The sequence below is a fragment of the Chitinophagales bacterium genome (assembly GCA_016787225.1).
In the GTDB taxonomy this organism is placed as follows: domain Bacteria; phylum Bacteroidota; class Bacteroidia; order Chitinophagales; family JADJOU01; genus CHPMRC01.
The window spans coordinates 57988-77314 of sequence record JAEUUY010000005.1; the positions used below are offsets into that span (position 1 = coordinate 57988).

General features: G+C 35.6%; 15 protein-coding genes. 6 read left to right on the forward strand and 9 right to left on the reverse strand.

The genetic code is table 11. The features are described from left to right. Window positions 1–153: 153 nt before the first annotated feature. From JNL75_00790 to JNL75_00810, 5 genes are all read right to left on the reverse strand, one after another. Entirely contained in the window at window positions 154–5118 is a 4965-nt protein-coding gene (locus tag JNL75_00790) for a T9SS type A sorting domain-containing protein (protein ID MBL7788350.1), read from the reverse strand. 216 nt (window positions 5119–5334) lie between these two features. After that, complete coding sequence (fusA, locus tag JNL75_00795) at window positions 5335–7497, reverse strand: elongation factor G (protein ID MBL7788351.1); 2163 nt, start codon at window positions 7495–7497, stop codon at window positions 5335–5337. Between the two features lie 98 nt (window positions 7498–7595). Continuing rightward, window positions 7596–8066, reverse strand: a complete 471-nt coding sequence (gene rpsG / locus JNL75_00800) for a 30S ribosomal protein S7 (GenBank protein MBL7788352.1) — start codon at window positions 8064–8066, stop codon at window positions 7596–7598. Between the two features lie 117 nt (window positions 8067–8183). Continuing rightward, window positions 8184–8555, reverse strand: coding sequence for a 30S ribosomal protein S12 (locus JNL75_00805; protein MBL7788353.1), 372 nt, complete (start codon window positions 8553–8555; stop codon window positions 8184–8186). A 154-nt stretch (window positions 8556–8709) separates the two neighbouring features. Beyond that, window positions 8710–9906, reverse strand: coding sequence for an ATP-binding protein (locus tag JNL75_00810; protein ID MBL7788354.1), 1197 nt, complete (start codon window positions 9904–9906; stop codon window positions 8710–8712). Window positions 9907–10215: 309 nt separating this feature from the next. Between JNL75_00810 and JNL75_00815 the strand changes: the two genes are divergently transcribed. The 6 genes from JNL75_00815 to JNL75_00840 all read left to right on the forward strand — a co-directional run bounded on the left by JNL75_00815 (window position 10216) and on the right by JNL75_00840 (window position 15112). Continuing rightward, the gene (locus JNL75_00815) at window positions 10216–10959 is read left to right on the forward strand and encodes a hypothetical protein (GenBank protein ID MBL7788355.1); all 744 of its coding nucleotides are present in this window, start codon (window positions 10216–10218) and stop codon (window positions 10957–10959) included. Beyond that, window positions 10959–11516, forward strand: a complete 558-nt coding sequence (rfbC, locus tag JNL75_00820) for a dTDP-4-dehydrorhamnose 3,5-epimerase (GenBank protein MBL7788356.1) — start codon at window positions 10959–10961, stop codon at window positions 11514–11516. The genes JNL75_00815 and rfbC overlap by 1 nt, the downstream gene beginning before the upstream one ends. Beyond that, window positions 11509–12369, forward strand: coding sequence for a dTDP-4-dehydrorhamnose reductase (gene rfbD / locus JNL75_00825; GenBank protein MBL7788357.1), 861 nt, complete (start codon window positions 11509–11511; stop codon window positions 12367–12369). Before rfbC ends, rfbD begins: the two co-directional genes overlap by 8 nt. Continuing rightward, the gene (gene cysQ / locus JNL75_00830; protein MBL7788358.1) at window positions 12345–13154 is read left to right on the forward strand and encodes a 3'(2'),5'-bisphosphate nucleotidase CysQ; all 810 of its coding nucleotides are present in this window, start codon (window positions 12345–12347) and stop codon (window positions 13152–13154) included. Before rfbD ends, cysQ begins: the two co-directional genes overlap by 25 nt. An 11-nt stretch (window positions 13155–13165) precedes the next feature. After that, window positions 13166–14869 (forward strand): hypothetical protein, encoded by a 1704-nt coding sequence (locus JNL75_00835; GenBank protein ID MBL7788359.1) that lies wholly within the window; start codon window positions 13166–13168, stop codon window positions 14867–14869. 66 nt (window positions 14870–14935) lie between these two features. After that, window positions 14936–15112 (forward strand): hypothetical protein, encoded by a 177-nt coding sequence (locus JNL75_00840; GenBank protein MBL7788360.1) that lies wholly within the window; start codon window positions 14936–14938, stop codon window positions 15110–15112. On the opposite strand, the gene JNL75_00845 is transcribed toward JNL75_00840, so the two are convergent. From JNL75_00845 to JNL75_00860, 4 genes are all read right to left on the reverse strand, one after another. Next, a complete protein-coding gene (locus tag JNL75_00845; protein MBL7788361.1) occupies window positions 15109–15483 on the reverse strand; it encodes a hypothetical protein in 375 nt (124 codons plus the stop codon). The genes JNL75_00840 and JNL75_00845 overlap by 4 nt on opposite strands. A gap of 2 nt (window positions 15484–15485) precedes the next feature. Beyond that, window positions 15486–16439 carry a UDP-N-acetylmuramate dehydrogenase gene (gene murB / locus JNL75_00850; GenBank protein MBL7788362.1) on the reverse strand — a complete coding sequence of 318 codons (954 nt, stop codon included), beginning with the start codon at window positions 16437–16439 and terminating at the stop codon, window positions 15486–15488. A 66-nt stretch (window positions 16440–16505) separates the two neighbouring features. Beyond that, window positions 16506–17783: a tyrosine--tRNA ligase gene (locus JNL75_00855; GenBank protein ID MBL7788363.1), complete on the reverse strand. Its 1278-nt coding sequence runs from the start codon at window positions 17781–17783 to the stop codon at window positions 16506–16508. A gap of 209 nt (window positions 17784–17992) precedes the next feature. Beyond that, complete coding sequence (locus tag JNL75_00860; protein MBL7788364.1) at window positions 17993–19021, reverse strand: rhodanese-related sulfurtransferase; 1029 nt, start codon at window positions 19019–19021, stop codon at window positions 17993–17995. Window positions 19022–19327: the final 306 nt, after the last annotated feature.

The window sequence follows — 19327 nt, forward strand, 5'->3', positions numbered from 1 at the left end:
AAAAAGAGGCTGCCAAATTTAGGCAACCTCTTTGAAAAAATGTAAAATAATTTTTTATGACTAATGACAAAAATCAACTTCGAAGGTATTCTAAGCAACTATACTTGCCGAAGTAACATTAGCTTTAATTAAAATGAGTAATATCTGATAGTCTTATTCTTTAAACAACTTGATCGAGGTTTCCCTGTCATTTACTTTTAAATTTAGAATATATACTCCACTTGGTAAGTATTCAAGATTCAACTCATCGGAATACTGACCTTGATGTCTTTCAATCCGTTTTTCATTAAGAACTGTTCTGCCGTGTATATCAAACAGTGAATATGAAATACTGCTTTGTCTATCGAGGTCTATTTTCAAATGGGCAACATTCTTAGTAGGATTTGGATAGAGAATAACTTTCATTCCTTTCTCATATAGATTAAGTGATCCACTTGATTTCAATGTAATCGTATTCACAGTAGTATTTGTAATAACTGGCTCATTAAAATCAAAATAAATCTCTGCAGTATTCATCAATTTGGTTCCGACTGCTAAGCCTTTTTTCAAGTGAATCGTATAGGTAACAAAACCTTGACTGGCCTCATAGTCTGTTCCACTATCTGGCAGCATGATATTAGGAAATTCGAAATACAACTTCCCATTATCATCAAAATAGTGATTCATTTTATGTGAATAATCCAATACTTTTAAACTAGCCTTTTCAAAATTATTATCTATTTTGTCTTCTATACGCACATTATGAGCAGGGGCTGTACCCGTATTTTGAAAACGAATATGATAGTCTATGACCTTAACTCCTGTATCGATATTATTAGCTGGTGTTGCAGCTTTGTCATTAGGATCCCAGCTACCTACGCAGGTATCATGAAAAATTGCATGATTATTAGCCGTATTACAATCACCTGAAACAGGCTCAATCCATACACTATCTATTACCGTAGTACCCAATGGGAGGCTCACTGGCACATCAAACTCTGCTATTTTACTTCCATTTGAATATGGAGGAAGACTACCTAAATTCCATGTTAGTATATTTCCAGAAACCGAGTATGTAGGTGTAGTGAATGACCTTACGGTTAAAGAAGATAAGAATCTATACTTTAACACCACTCCAGGAATCGTAGTAGCTCCTCTGTTTCTGTATGAAATGATTTTTCTACTCCAAAACCCAGGTGTTATATTGGTAAATCGACCTATACTGACACTTAGGTCTGGACAAGTATTCGTCGTATCATAAAAATTATTATTACAATAAGTCATCCCTCCAGTAGTTGCATTAACTGTGATAGATGCATTTGAAGACGGGCAGAGTTGAGCAATGGCAGGATTTGTAAATCCTAATTGCTGAGTAAGTGTATAGGTACCTTTACGTAAATAAATCTGGTAATAGCCACTAGAGTTTGTATAAGCGTAGCTTGGAGGTGTCGTGTTAATCCTAATGGCAATATTATTAATTCCAATGTCCGTAGTATCATGTGAGCAGTTTCGATTGATATCATTTATCACATATCCACAAATTTTGACGAAACTTGTATCGTTTTTACATGGGCCATTCGTATATAGTTTAACTCCTTTTTTACCTGCCTCACAATAATTAGAATAGGTGATGGAATCACAACCACAAACTGGATTTATAAATGGTGGACAGTTGTAATTAAAATAAACTGCATAACCTGAATCTTTACAAGGGTGATTGGATGTAACTTGCAATATTCGAACAAACGAATCTATGCAGGTATTTCCGTTTTTCGTTCGACTGATGTACATCACTGTTCTGTATAGTCCTGGCAGTGGGTAGGTATATGTAGGATTTGGGTTTGAAGATGTATCACCATTACCGAATTTATACAAATACTTCGTATTGGTATCTACACATACAGAGGTATTGGTGAAGTTGGCAACCCTATTGAAAACAGTGGTATTGTTAAAGGCTTTGAAGCAGCCACATAGGCTTGGATTGACAAAAAGAGTCATAGACGTAGATCGGGTACAATTCATACCACTTAAAACATCAAAAGCAGTTATGGTGAATACAACATTATAAGTACCAATCGTCGTAAAAGTATGGGTCGCATTTGGTGTGCTATAGGTAGTACCTGTAGGGAAAATTTGGTAGGAGGCACTTACTAGCGTAAAATTAGACATGTTGGTTTGATTTTGGAAACTATATTGTCCCATTCCTAAACTTTGAAAACTAAATTTAGGCGTCAATCGATTGCATGGGACTACATTAGTTACATTGATAGTTTTACAAACAGTATCTTCACAATGCAAATTATTCCCATTTAGCCATCTGCGAATTCTAAGACAAACTAACTTATTTCCATTCGTGCTATAAACTTTAGTAGGATTTTTTTGTGTGGAGGTAGTTCCATCACCAAAAGTCCAATGATAGGTGTACATCTGACCTATATTGGGATGCGTAGAGTCTTGAAAATTTATAGTACCATCATTCAGTGATGTCCATGAAAAATTAGGGGTAATATTGCATGGTATACCAGAATTAGGATTTGGAGTCACAACCATTTTAACTATACTATCACAGCAAATGATGTTCATGCTAGTATCGCGCAAACAATAAACTAGCTTTACTTGATAGGTACTACTTGCATTTAGAGTGACTGTCGGTTGCGCTTGTGTGCTGGTCTGACCATTACCAAAATTCCATGAGTAGGTCGGATTTAATCCCGAAGGAATATTAGGAACATTGAAGAAATTATATTGGTTTCCTCCTATGTTTAACCAATTAAAGTTTTTGTAATTTGTGCATAATGTAGATATACCTTGAACATTGAAGCTGGATTGTGCAATACAGCCTATACTATCTGTTACAAAAGAAAAATAAGTACCTGTAGCGTTAGTAATTATAGTTTTACCTGCACCACCATTACTCCACAAATAGCTATAAGGGGGGATTCCACCAATAGGATTTGCTTTTAACGTATCTAGATTTCTTGTTATAAAAGAATTCATCAAACAATTATCAATTGAATCTATTCGACTACTATCGCAGCAAATGGTCTTAGTGCCGCTGTCGACACAGACTACTAATTTTGCCCAATGCAATTTGCCATGTGGCAAAGAATCGAGAATTGGATTTTTGACTGTACTGGTGGATCCATTGCTAAATGTCCAATTATAGCGCACTGTATATGGAGCAATTACATTGGCTGGACCAGAGGAAACAAAGTGAAATTTCTTCCCAATTTTGGTATAATTCACTTGTTTATAAATCTTACAATCTCCAAAATTTTCTATAATTTCAATTTCATAATCTTCGGTTTCGCCTTGATTCATACTAGAGTTTAAACTAGGTCCACAAGGTATAAGATTAGAAGATGGGGTATCCATTCTAGTCACGATTCGCATTTTAGTTAATCCTAATGGTGTATTGGATGGAATCGTAATATTAATATTTTCTGTTGGTGTATTAAATGGCGATGCACTGATATTATAGCGCTCACCTGCATCTGTAAAGTCATTATTTTTATTCCAATCTATAAATGCCACCTTCGTATAATAGTGAATTCCTGTCATACAAGCTGTATCTTTAATTTCCAAATTAAAGGTAGAACTTTTGATGAGTTTGGTCTTAGGAACGGTAGAAGTTATAAAATTAGAATATCTGCCAGCTATTCCTGTACCTGTTCCTTGTGTGCCTAAATGCGAATTGCATGGAGTCTCATTATTTAAATTATCTAGTCCTCCAGATATCGTTACTCTGCGAATATTGAGATTAGAAAAAATAGGTGTATCTCCTACACTGGCACATGAACCATTTCTAGACTGTATTTTTACATTGTAAAACTGACTTTGTTTTGTTCCATTTGCAGCACAATGATATAATTCAAGTACAAATTGATCTTCTCCTGCTCTAAGCACAGAATCAATCTTTATACTCCCAACAATAGTATCTACCCCTCCGCCTGAAGTCTTTACCTGAGAGTATTGTACTTTTTGAAATAAGGCGTTCGATGGCATAAGGTGAACTCTCGAGAAAAGCGAATTATTGGCTGCACCAATAAACTTAACACTAATATTTATATTTTTTCGACCGACTTCTGTAGTTAATGTTGACGAAGAGGTAAACACTGCATTTCTAGTAGAATCTGGAATTGCTCCAAGAATACTAATCGGTGGGCATGTGTTTCTAATAGCAAACTGGACTTCACGGCAAACATATCCTACCAATACTCTTGTGTATCCATTACCATTAGGGATAGCTCGCCACTCCTGCACAGCCATAGCCATGATAGCATCCTGCTCCATAGAAGGTATACAAGAGACACTTCCCGTTTGAGGATCAAAATTGACACCACTGGTGGTAAATACAAAATTATTCTGATTCAGAGAACCTACAAATGTCACGGAAGGATTGCCTAGGTTTACAGCAGAATTGGCATTCGCTGCTTCCCCAGTAAATGGTGCATACAATCTATAGCTCATAGAATCACGCATAGTACTAACCCCATTAGCTAGGGTAATAAATTTTGGATCAAAACTATCTACAGCTCCATGATTATAGTTATTCACCATCAGTTTACACCACTGCGGAATGGGAGGTGCTACAAATACTGGTGAGTTATTTCTGTAATTCGTATTAATAACAGCCTGTATCCAAAGGCCTGAAGAGCTAGGAGATAATATAGTACTGATAAGGGTATTTCTACAGCAAGCCCCGTAGCCGACATACGCCCAGCCTACGTTTTTCCCCAGGGTGTAATCAGCAGTATATACCCAGCGTTCAACACCTCTATACGAACCTACTGGACCACTAGGGCAATTTGTAACTGGTTTCGAAGCCACATCAGGAGGCAGACAAATAGGAGTCACCTCTGATACTGCAGCTATCGTGCTCAAAGGAATGCTAGTATTTACTGTAGCAGTTCTCACTTTTAATGTCTCACCACCAAACTGTATCCCTGAGCAATCTCTATATAAGGTTAGGGTAAATCTATATCTGCCTATACTGGTATCTATTTCTCTATATGTTAAATCACCTCCCATGAGATGGGATGCGTTTGCCCCAGTAATTTGAATTAAAGAAACAAATAGAATGGATAAGACTCGTATCATTCCATAGTAATTTGAGTAAGTTAATTTTGAATTCTTCATAATTGGCTAATTTTAAATTTCCTTACAAAAATAGGTATAAAATTATTAAAAAAAATATCAAATAATACCACTTGTTAATGACAATTTAATACTCTTTTCAGTGTAAAGGCTATGAATTCTTGATTTAATAGCTTAATTTGTATTCGACTAAGAAAAAATGCCTCCCATAAAAATGAGAGGCATAGAAATCAAATTAAAAATTGTATTGCTCTTATTCTAAGAGTTTCCTTTTTTACCCTTGGCAGTCTCCATAATTTCTTTGGCTACGTTATTAGGTACTTGAGAATAATGCGAGAACTCCATAGTGGAACTTGCTCTACCAGAAGTAATGGTACGAAGCTGCGTCACATAACCGAACATTTCAGAAAGTGGCACTTCCGCCTTGATTACGGTACCTGTCAATTTCGTTTCTTGACCTTTAGGCAATCCTCTTCTTCTATTCAAGTCACCGATAACACCACCTACATATTCTTCAGGAGTAATAACTTCTAGCTTCATGATAGGCTCTAGAATCACAGGATTACATTTAGGAGCCGCTTCTCTAAAACCATCTTTTGCACAAAGTTCAAACGCGATAGGTTTGGAGTCAACTGCGTGCATAGAACCGTCATATACTCTTACCTTCATAGAATCGATAGAGTAGCCTGCTAAAACCCCATTGCCCATCATTTGATTAAATCCTTCGATGATAGGTTTTTGGTAGTTTCTATCGATAGCACCTCCTACTATATCCCATTTGAATTGAAGTTTCGTTTTTCCTGATTTGAAATCATCGCTATTCAAGAAATCCTCATCTGCTGGACCCAATTCAAACTCCATATCGGCGAATAAACCCGAACCACCCGTTTGCTTCTTCAATTTCTCTCTATGAGATACTGTTGTATTCAACGCCTCTTTATAGTTCACTTGTGGAGCACCTTGGTTCAATTCTACTTTAAACTCACGTCTCATTCTATCAATGATAATTTCTAAGTGAAGTTCACCCATACCAGAGATAACCGTTTGACCTGTTTCATCGTCATAACGAGCTCTAAAAGTCGGATCTTCTTCAGATAATTTAGCTAAAGCCATGCCCATTTTCTCTAGGTCTTTTTGTGACTTAGGTTCAATAGCCAAACCGATTACCGGCTCAGGGAAAACCATAGACTCAAGGATGATTGGATTTTTCTCATCGCAAAGGGTATCACCAGTTTTGATATCCTTAAATCCTACAGCTGCTCCAATATCTCCTGCCTCAATAAACTCGATAGCGTTTTGCTTATTAGCGTGCATTTGATAAATACGAGAAATACGCTCTTTGCTATCACTTCTTGTGTTTAATACATAAGAACCTGCATCTAGTCTTCCGGAATATGCTCTAAAGAATGCCAATCTTCCTACGAAAGGATCGGTAGCAATTTTAAATGCTAAAGCAGCAAATGGTTCAGACACAGAAGGTTTTCTTATGATTTCCTCATCAGTTTTAGGATTGGTGCCTTTGATTCCTTCCTTGTCTACTGGAGAAGGCATATATCTACAAACAGCATCTAGCATGAATTGTACACCCTTGTTCTTGAATGAAGAACCACAAAGCATAGGGATAATAGCAATATCAATAGCCGCTCTGCGCAAAGCATTATGTATTTCATCTTCAGTAATCGTGTCAGGATTATCAAAGAATTTTTCCATCAAATTCTCATCATACTCTGAAACAGCTTCGATAAGAAATGCCCTATACTCAGCTACCTGCTCCTTCATATCATCTGGAATCGGAACGATATCAAAAGTAGCACCTTGAGTATCATCATGCCATACAATAGCTTGATTTTTAATCAAATCAACCACACCTTTAAAGTGATCTTCTGCACCGATAGGCAATACCAATGGAACAGCTTTCGACCCCAACATTTCTTTAACTTGCTTACACACGTTTAAGAAATCTGCTCCTTGTCTATCCATTTTATTTACGAAGCCCATTCTAGGTACTTTGTAATTATCAGCTAGTCGCCAGTTAGTCTCAGACTGAGGTTCTACACCATCAACAGCTGAGAAAAGGAATACTAGACCATCTAATACTCTCAATGAACGATTTACCTCAACAGTGAAGTCCACGTGACCTGGAGTATCGATAATATTGAAATGATAAGGCTGTGAAGCATCAGTCAAAGCTCCTTGGTTGGTAGGAAAATTCCAAGTACAAGTAGTGGCAGCCGATGTAATGGTGATACCTCTTTCTTGTTCTTGCTCCATCCAGTCCATAGTAGCAGCACCTTCGTGTACTTCCCCTATTTTATGTGTTTTTCCAGTATAGAATAAGATACGCTCAGTAGTCGTAGTCTTTCCAGCATCGATGTGGGCAGCTATACCAATATTTCTTGTGAATTTTAAGTCTCTAGACATTTTTTCTAAATTATGAGTTTTAAATTTTAAATTTTGAATAGTTTTACAGTGCGTAACCCTCTATTCAGAATTAAAAATTTAGAATTAAAAATTAATTATTAACGGAAGTGAGCAAATGCTTTGTTAGCCTCTGCCATTCTGTGTACATCTTCTCTTTTCTTATATGCAGCACCTTCACCCTTGGCTGCAGCTATGGTTTCCTGGGCTAGTTTATCAGCCATTGATTTTCCATTTCTCTTTCTAGAGAATAAAATCAACCACTTCATGCCTAAAGAAATTTTTCTTGCTGGTCTGACCTCCATTGGTATTTGGAAGTTTGAACCACCAATTCTCTTAGACTTTACCTCTACACTTGGGCTTACATTTGATAAAGCTTTTTTCCAAGTTTCGTAGCCATTCGTACCTTCTTCTGATTTCGCATCGATTTGAGCAATGGCGTCATAAAAGATTTTGTAAGCGATGGACTTTTTACCATCATACATCAAATTATTTACAAATAGCGATACCATTTCGTCGTTAAAGACAGGGTCAGGTTGCAAATACCTTTTTTTTGGTTTACTTTTTCTCATTTCTTGAGTTTTTTTTCAGTTATACCGTGAACTGGTTCGCCACGACTTACTTTGGTTAAAAATATGAGACAAGGAATGCCTTGTCTTTACTAACCACTGACTACTGTCAGCTAGTTATCACTTAGGTCTTTTTGTACCGTACTTTGAGCGAGATTGCTTTCTGTTATTGACTCCAGCTGTATCCAACGCTCCTCTTACGATATGGTATCTCACACCAGGTAAATCCTTTACCCTGCCGCCTCTAATTAGTACAATGGAGTGCTCCTGAAGATTATGTCCTTCTCCCGGGATATAGGCAATCACCTCAATACTATTTGTTAACCTTACCTTAGCTACTTTTCTAAGTGCTGAATTCGGTTTTTTAGGTGTTGTCGTATATACTTTCGTACATACGCCACGCTTCTGTGGGCAGGAATCAAGGGCTCTAGACTTAGATTTCACCTCTAATACTTCTCTTCCTTTTCTTACTAATTGCTGAATAGTAGGCATTTATATGTATTTTATGTTACTTTTTTATTTTGAGGGTGCAAATATAGTATAAAAATTGAAATTCAAGGTATTAATTTTAAACAAAACCGACTATTAGACTGAAAATCTAACTAATATGGTAAAAAACTAGTCTTCAGAATACGAAAGATTGGTATTATAAACTATCACTTGTGAAAATGCTGCCTCCCCATACATAATTGTTAAAATTTTTTGGGGCTACACCTTCGCCTACTAGAAGGACATCATTCAATCCTACCTTGTCTGCACGCACTCGCAGTTGAGAATAATCTTGTGGTACTGGGGTTTGCTTGACCTCGACAGCTATCTTTCTATTCCAGATAAAATCTATTTCTGTGCCTGTAGTGCGTTCATAATAATTGACATCGCCTTGGCAGGCTAGCTGATTGCAAATTGCATTTTCAAATCGAGCCCCCATACTTACTTGAGCGCAAATATTGAGAAGACCATTATCCGTAAAATATAGCTTGGGCTGCTTGGTGATTTCTTTGTCTTTACCACTGGTAAATGGCTTAACCATGCGAATAAGGAATGTACCTTCGAGCAACAGTATATAATCTGTGATTTTCTTTCTATTTTCTCCTAAGATGACTGAGATTTTTGAAATATCAAGTTTAGAACCTACACGCTGCGAGAGTAGTAGTATAAGCTTGTATAATGTATCGGAAGCACTAATATCTCCTAATAGTCGGATATCTAACTCGATATGTGAGTTTAAAATATCGCGTAGATAATCTTTCTTGTCTGCCTCTTTCTTGGCTAAAACTACTTCTGGAAATCCACCGTAGGTCAAATATTCTTGATAATAACTTTGATAAAGATCATAAAAAGTCTTGTTAAATGTAGCCAATCTAAATTTTTTGAAATTTGGCTTTTTAACCTCTTTAAATTCAAGAAATTCTTCAAAATCTAAAGGATACATATTGAAAATTTTCTTTCTGCCCGCAAGACTCTCATCGAAATGATTGCGTAGGTAGAAGGCGCTCGATCCAGTTACCACAAATTTAGTTCCATAGGTATCGTATATACTCTTGACTATACTCGGCATATTTCTAACTGTCTGAATTTCATCCAAAGCCATTAATCCAGGTTTCTTGAAATCAAACCCCATCGCCTCCAGTGCATTTTCGATATGACTATAATTATCCAATTGAAATATAGCTCTATTTTCCAAGCGCTCTAAATCAAGATAGATTTTATTGTTTGACTTATATGACTTATATAAATGCTTCAGAGCTGTAGATTTGCCAACACGTCGCAGCCCAGTTATAACTGTAATAAGCTTATTATCTAGGTGTTCCTCTAGTTGTTCAAATGCTTTTCTTCCATACATAACTCAAAATTAGATTACAAAGATACACTATTTTTGTCAATGTAAATACTTACTATCTTCTTTTTTATTCATTATAATATCTTATTTACCGTTTTTTTGATTATTTTTGGTACATATTATCCGTTTATTTATTCTTTTTATCTGAAAAATAGCACATTAGATAGCAAAAATAGTCTCAATCTCAGCATTTAAAATTCTTATAGAGTTCATTGCGCATTATCCTATATTCCTATCTCCACCAGAGCGTTTTTGAATAGTCATTTGAAAAATAGCCCAATACCTAAAAATACTAGTCCCTATTTTTGTAATATGTTTTTCAAAAAAAAACAAATTACTCCCCAAATCAACTTCAAAGACATTGGTCTGGATTTCCATGCACACTGGCTTCCTGGAGTCGATGATGGCTGTAAGACCATAGTAGAATCCGTGGAAATTCTAACAAAAATGAAAAATTTGGGATACTCCAAGTTTATAGCGAGTCCACACATTATGGGTGAACGATATACGAATACAAAAGAGGACTTGCTATTGAAATTTGGAGAATTTATCTCAAAACACGAAATTACGAATTTAAACTTAGACCTTGGATTGGCAGCAGAATATCTATTAGATGAAAAGTTTGAAGAAAAACTCGTAGCGAACGATTTCTTAACGATAGGCAACAATTATATACTTGTAGAAACTTCTATGAACTATGACTTCCCGTTTGTAAGAGACTATATCTATCAGCTATTAAAGTTGGGCTACAGACCAATACTAGCACACCCTGAGCGCTATAGATATATAACAGCTGAAAAAAATTATATTGATATTTATGAGTCTATGCTAAACTGGGGTGTAGAATTTCAGTTAAACTTATTCTCTCTAGCTGGATTATTTGGCACTGAGGCTGAAAAAGCCGCAACAAAGCTGATAGACCTTGGCTACTATTCCTACGTGTGCTCTGACATACATCTTCCTCATCAAATAAAATTATTCGATACTGTACAGAAATCAATATTTTTGGACAAGTTAATTCAATCTAAGCAGCTAAAAAATAACCAATTTTTATAATGGAAGTTTTCCCGACAAGTATTGGAGATGTTATTCTATTTCGACCAAATGTATTCAGTGATGCTCGAGGCTCTTTTTTTGAGTCATACAATCAAAATACGATAAAACAAGTCGGTATTCATACAACCTTTGTACAAGATAATCAGTCGCAGTCCTCTAAAGGAGTTTTGCGTGGGTTGCATTATCAAATGGGGGAGCATGCTCAGGCTAAACTAGTGCGTGTCATCAGAGGCTCTGTATACGATGTGGCGGTTGATATTAGAAAAGGGTCTCCTACTTATGGAAAATATTTTGGAGCTATACTTAGTGAGGAAAATGGTAAACAGATGTTTGTCCCTCGAGGATTTGCGCATGGATTTTTAGTTTTAGAAGACAATACTATTTTTACATATAAATGTGATAATTTCTACCATAAACCTTCCGAAGGCGGCATTATCTGGAATGATCCGGGAATAGGAATAGATTGGCAAATGGACGCTAAAGACATACTACTATCAGAAAAAGATGAAAAACTTCCTAATTTGACAAACTGCTTAAACGACTTTATATATGTCTAGGATTTTGGTAATTGGAAGTAATGGACAATTAGCAAGTGTGTTAAAACAAATTCAAAGTAAATATTCCAACCATCAATTTCTATTTACTTCACAAAATGACCTCGATATTTCAGACAATAAATCCATCGAGTCTGTTTTTAAAAATTTTGAACCAAATTATACCATCAACTGTGCAGCTTATACTGCAGTAGATAAAGCGGAAAGTGACCAAGAAAGCGCATTTAAAATCAATGAAAAAGGAGTAGAAAATTTAGCGAATCATTGTCGCAACGAAAACTCTTATTTCATTCATATTTCTACAGACTTTGTTTTTGATGGTAAAAAATCTAATCCCTACACGGAAGATGATAAAACCAATCCACTATCCATTTATGGACTAAGCAAATTGAAAGGTGAGCTAGCTATTCAAAATTCTGGATGCGACTACACTATTATTCGAACTGCCTGGCTATATAGTAGTTTCGGGAATAATTTCGTTAAAACCATGATACGATTAGGCTCAGAAAGAGAATCACTCAATGTAGTTGCAGACCAGATTGGCAGTCCGACTTATAGTGCTGATTTAGCCATGATCATTTTAAGTCAATTGGAAAATTTCCCAAATCATAAGAACAATATCTACCACTATTCTAATGAAGGGGTAGCGAGCTGGTATGATTTTGCCTATGAAATTATGCAAATGAGCAGCTTAAAATGTCAAGTAAATCCTATTCCGACCACTGATTATCCCACACCCGCAGTAAGACCGAGTTTCAGCGTGATGGATAAATCTAAAATCAAGCGTCATTTTAATATTACAATACCACATTGGAAAGAAAGTCTAGCATCATGTATTCATCTATTACGCCCATAGAAAGCATTGATATAGATAGGTTGATAGACATAGCTATCCAAGCTGGACAGGCTATTATGGATATCTATAATCAGCCTTTTGACATCATAACGAAAGGAGATGGTTCCCCACTAACTCTTGCAGACAAGAATGCAAATAAAATTATCACCGATTATCTGTTTTCAAAATATACCATTCCTATATTAAGTGAGGAGAATGATGATATCTCTTATGAAATAAGAAAAAACTGGAAACAATTATGGATTATTGATCCTCTGGATGGCACAAAAGAATTTATTCATAAGCGCAGAGAATTTACGGTCAATATAGCATTAGTAGAAGAAGGTAAACCTATATTAGGCTTAATATATGCGCCTGTCTTCAAGGAACTCTATTTCGCTATAAAAAATCAAGGCAGCTATTTTGTTTATCGAAACGAAAAGGTAAGAATTCAGTCTAAATCTGCACTGAAATTTGATAATAAATCTTTTCATAATATTAATAAACCTCATCTTAAAGTTATACTATCGCGCTCACACAACGATGGTTTTGTATTAGAAGACTATATACAACAACAGGATTATACTATTCAAGCCCTAGCTATGGGGAGTTCGTTAAAGTTTTGCCGTATAGCTCATGGTATCGTCGATATGAATATCCGTATGAAACCAACCTCAGAATGGGACACAGCTGCTGCGCAAATAATACTAGAAGAGGCAGGTAGGCATCTGGTAAAGTATGAAGACGGAACACCCTTAGATTATAACAAAGAAAATGTTTTAAATCCTTATTTTGTGGCTTATTAGTTTTCGACTTTATGAAACAGTCAAGTTTTAAGATTTTAATTTTCATCGTTTCTTGTATTCTTGGAAACATTGCGCACGCTCAAGATGGTTTTACCACCAATAATAATGAGCTAGAAGAATTATATGATCGCTACTCCATTATATACCCTCAAGAAAATTTGTTCACGAATGCCAGGCCTTATAATAGAAGAGATATAGCTTCTTTGGTATATTCTCAGTTTGAGAAGGATTCTAACTTTAAAGACCCATTTTTAATTCCTTACTTAAATAATGAATTGTACGATAAGTGTATTTTTATAAAGAACACAATTGAGGCTAAAAAAAAGTTAGAAGGCTTTTTTTATCCCAATGATGCTGCATTTGCTGCAGTATATGATAATATGTTAAAATTGAGAATCAATCCTGTCTTAGAACTTAAAGCTGGTAAGGAAAAAGATAATGATCAAATTATTTATCAGGCATTTAGAGGTGCTGAGCTACAAGGGAGCATAGCTGGTCGACTAAACTTTTATGCCCAAATCACCGAAAATCAAATGCGTCCATTTCAATACATAAATCAATATGGTACGGGATTTAATGGGCAAAATAGTTATAATTTCAATCCCTATTATACCTATTGGAAAGACATCAATAATTTTCAAGGGTATGATTTCACAAATGCTCTGGGATATGTCGAATACAATCCGGGTAGATATTTTTCTGCCATGTTAGGCCATGATCGAAATCATTATGGATATGGTTTTAGATCTTTATTCCTAGGGGACAATGGAGCACCCTATTTCCAGCTAAAATTAAATGCTTATGTATGGAAGTTTCATTACCATATGATGTTTGCAGAATTTACAGGTCAATATGTGCGTGGCGCTGATGGATTGCTTCCTAAAAAATATGGCGCATTTCATATGCTGACTTTCAAACCATCTACCAAACTAGAATTAGGTCTCTATGAAGGTATCATTTTTAATAGAAGTAATGGCTTTGAATTAAATTATCTCAATCCCCTTATGTTTTATCATGCCATTGAGCATACCTTAGGTAGTGCTGATAATGTATTTATAGGTATTCAAGGTAAATTTAACCTGAATAATCATACACAGTTTTACACTCAGTTTTTATTGGATGATTTACAAGTAGGGCAACTAGTCAAAGGAACTGGTTGGTGGGGTAATAAATACGGTATTCAACTTGGGTCTCGATTTGTGAATATCTTCAAAATTCAAAATTTAGATGGTCAAATCGAATTTAATATGGTAAGACCCTATACCTACTCGCATTATGATGGCGCGACTACTGATACCTTAGATAATTTTACGCATTATAATCAACCATTGGCCCATCCCTTTGGAGCTAACTTTTTTGAGCTATACGGAAGACTGAGTTATAAACCGATTCCTAAACTGAAAATAGAAGCTAAAGTTAACTTTAATAAAAGAGGGTATGATGTAGCAGGCTCATTATATGGAAATAATATATTTGCTAACACGAATGGACCTAATATTCCAAATGAGTTCAACAATGAATTGCTTCAAGGCGAGCGAATAGCGCAGCAAATCTGGACACTCAGTGGTCAATACAGTCTCTTTCACAATGTATTCTGGGACCTCGATATCTTCTATAGAAACACTCTAGCAGAGGTCAAGGGAATTTCAAATAATTCTGTAGGATTTATTACGGGTATCAGAATGAATCTGAGAAAGAGAGATTATTTATTCTAACTTTATTATTTCTAAGCGCCATTTTTTGTCGCTATAATTTTTCATATTTGCTATAAAATTAGCGATATGAAAAAAGAAATTGTTAACGACAATACATTTGAACTAAAAAAAGAAATCAAAAAAACGTTTGACACTATGCTGAAGGATGTAATCAAAGGTAAGGTAAGCGTGCAAGACTTCACACAAAAAGTCAATCAAAATTATATGATACGGAAGATGGAGTTATCTGGAAGTTTATTCTAAAGTACCCTCAGAATATTAGAAATTACATTTTTTGAGCCTTGAACCTTGCCTTCAAAACGATATCCATCTGCATAAACGTCAGTAATACGTATATGCAGTTTTCGATTTCTAAAAAAACTAACCTGGTCATTATTCCCATCGATAACTGTTAATTCATATTCACATTCATTTAACCATTTCACATTAAATCGAATGAATTTACCAGTCTTTAAATCTGTTTCTATTTGCTCTGTTGCAGTTCGCTCTATGCGGACATGAATATTTCCTTTTTGTTCGAAAAGAATAAACTTGCCTGTTCTATAAGCATTGCAACTCAATGCCATACCTTCAAGACTAAATAACAAAAAACCTATGAATATATATAACTTCATCGTTATCCTATCATATTTACCTCTCTTTCAAGGACAAAGTTAAACCTTTTTTTCACCGCATCGATAACTTTCTCAGAATATTCATAAATCTCTCGCCCACTGGCATTACCATAATTTACTATCACCAAGGCTTGATCTTTATGACTTCCCGTATTACCTTCTCTATAACCTTTAAAACCACACTGCTCTATCAGCCAACCTGCCGGTATTTTTACCCTATCTCCATCAGGGAAATGTGGGGCATTAGGAAATTCTTGTAACAATACATTAGCCTGTGATTTTTCAACAACGGGATTTTTAAAGAATGACCCTGCATTACCAAGTTTCGCAGGGTCTGGAAGTTTCGAACTTCTAATTTCTATAACAGCATTAGATATATCTCGATGATTAGGGTGCTCTATACCCTTAGCTTTCAATACATCTTGAATATTACCGTAACTAGCCTTAATAGGTGAATTATGGGAAAGCTTTACATGCACCTGATAAATAAAATATTTATCCTTCAAAGCTCTCTTAAAGACACTCTCTCTGTATCCAAATTCGCATTCCATCTTATTGAATTTTCTCAATTTACCTGTAGAAAGCTCTAATGCATCAACTTGAATACAGACATCCTTAAATTCCACACCATAAGCACCAATATTCTGCATAGGTGCAGCGCCTACTGTGCCGGGTATCAAGGACAAATTCTCTAATCCATTATATCCTTTATCCAGCGTCCATAAGACAAACTCGTGCCAGGATTCCCCTGACATGGATGAAACATAGAAATCATTCTCATTAATAGGTTTTGCTTCAAGACCCTTTATCTGATTGACAACGACTAAGCCGTCAAAATCATCAATAAATAAAACATTGGAACCACCACCGAGAAACATAAATTTTTCAATCTTGAGTCTGGGAAGTAAATTTATGACATCCTCTAAACTCTTTACTATGATTAGCTCTTTAGCCATAGCTCCAATACCAAAGGTATTGTATGATTTTAAGGAAGCTCTCAAACTCGATGCCAAAACAAATACTTAAACTAACTCAACAAAATAATAATTCTTTTTACCTTGTTGAACTAAAATCAACCTTTCGTGTAGAACATCATTTGCACTCACTTTGTAATCTAGGGTTACTTTTGATTTATTAATACTGATTGCATTTTCACCTAGCTTTTGACGCGCTTGTCCATTGGATGGAAAAATATTTGTTCCTGAAACTAGAAACTCTGTAATATCCATTCCCTGAGATAATTTATCTCGAGATATCTGGTATTGATTCAATCCCCCGAATACTTCTTTTAATCCTTCGTATGAAGCAGATTTTAATTCATTCAATCCGCCAGAAAACAGCAAACTACTCAAAGAAACCGCTTGTTCATAATCTACATCACTATGAATCATAGTGGTTAATTCCTGACCAAGAGACTTATGAATACTTCTCAAATGAGGGGCTGTCTTAAACTCCGCCTCCATCGCCTCTATCTCTTCTTTACCCTTAAATGAAAATCTTCTATTTAAGTTGAGAATTTCATCATCTGTTCTATTCAAAATAAATTGATATAGTTTGTAAGGGGTTGTCAAAGTTGGGTCTAGCCACACATTTTCGCCTGCTTCGGATTTACCCATTTTTGTACCATCAGACTTAGTCACCAAAGAACTAGTAATAGCATAAACTTTTTCACCCATAATTCTTCTCACTAACTCAACACCTGTCGTGATATTACCCCATTGATCGCTTCCACCTAATTGTAACTTGCAATTGTAGTTTTTATACAAATGAAGAAAATCATAGCCTTGAATCAATTGATAAGTAAATTCTGTAAAAGATATGCCCGATTCTAAACGATTTTGAACACTATCTTTACTCATCATGTAACTCACTGTAATATGTTTTCCCACATCACGAATAAAATCTAAAAAACTAAAATCTTTGAACCAATCATAATTGTTAACGAGAATCGCATCATTCTTACCATTTCCAAATTCGATAAACTTCTCAAGTTGTTTTTTCTGACTTGCAATAAATGAATCGATCTCATCGATAGATAATAATGTCCTCTCCCCTGTCATCTTAGGGTCACCTACACGACCAGTAGCACCTCCCATCAGTGCTATAGGTTTATGTCCAGCCAATTGCAATCGCTTGAGGAGAACGATTTGTTGAAAATTTCCTAAGTGAAGAGAACTAGCAGTAGGGTCAAAACCGATATATCCAGTTGTTGATTCTTTCTGTAATTGGTTCTCTGTCTCAGCGACACAATCCTGAAATTTTCCTCTCCACTTTAACTCTTCTATAAAATTAGTATTCACTTAAAATCAATAAAAAAGAAACAAAAATAATTGAAAAGAAATAATTAAATCTTTTTTAGATTGAATTCTTATATCCATATCGGTTTTAAATGGGTTGAACCATTTTAAAACATTGCTATGGTAAATTACTAAGCAGTATTTGTTTTGTGCAATGAGCCATGTGACATTGAACTAATACTACTATGCTAACAGTATTATAAGCCTATTACTTAACCTTTCAAAGTCAGAAGGTGTTCTGCCCTACCCTTCTTGAAAATCATTTGTTTATTCTTCTTCCCTTTTCTCAATTCTTTCTGAGTTTCTATAGGTAAATGAATAACCTCTTGGCAAGCTAATGTGCAGCATTTTTCATACTTCTCAGCGCATTTTTCACATTGAATAAAAAGTAAATGACAAGCTTCATTGGCACAGTTGATATGTGTATCAGCTGGTTCACCACATTGATGACAATGTGCTATGACATCTTCCGTAATTGTCTCGTGCAGTCGCTCATCAAAGACGAAGTTTTTGCCGATAAATTTAGGCTCGATTCCTTTTTCCTTGCAGTCTCTAGCGTATTTGATAATACCCCCTTCAAGCTGATACACTTCATTAAAACCATGATGTTTCATGTAGGCGCTCGCCTTTTCACATCGAATACCACCTGTGCAGTACATTAAAACTGGCTTATCTTTTTTATCTCGCAATTCTTCAGCTACCTTCGGCAATTGTTCACGAAAGGTATCCACGTCGGGTAGTATTGCATTTTTGAAATGCCCAACCTCAGATTCGTAATGATTTCTAAAATCTACAACAGTCACCTCAGGGTGTTCCATCAATTCATTCCATCGCTTAGCATCGAGGTGCACGCCACAATTTCCAGCATCAAAGCTGGGGTCTTCGATACCATCCGCCACAATTTTATCTCGTACCTGAATTTTCAATTTGAAAAATGACTTTCCATCTTCCACAGCATAATTTCTCCGCATACCTTTAAACATAGAGAAGGTATCGAGATAAGTATTGAATACCTCTAAATTCCTAGAAGGCAGGGCCAACTGAGCATTGATGCCTTCATGAGCTATATAGATACGACCCAAGACACCCATAGCATACCATGCACGGTATAGCTCATCTCGGAATTGTTCTGGTTGATGGATTTTGTGGTATTTGTAAAAGGAAATCGTCGTGAACTCTTCGTCCATCTGCGCCAATCGCTCCTTCAATACCTTTCTATCTACTCGATTGTATAGTTGCATGCTATATGAGTTTAAAAAGTGAAATAAAGAGACAAAGGTAGGAAATTTAGAGAATCTAATTCCCGATAAATTACTATTTTTATAAGAATAAAGTTAGGCCATAACTTATGGAAGAAATTATTTTTATAGCAAAAGAAAGCGAAGAGGGTGGCTAAGAGGCCCAATCTTTAATTTATTCTATATACACTGATGCGTAAAGCATTGTAGAACAAAAAGAAAATATTAAAGAAGCGATTCATTGTCATTTTGATAGCAGTCAGAGACATATTGTTCGATTGCATTATGTAAGAGATGAGGTCTTTACTA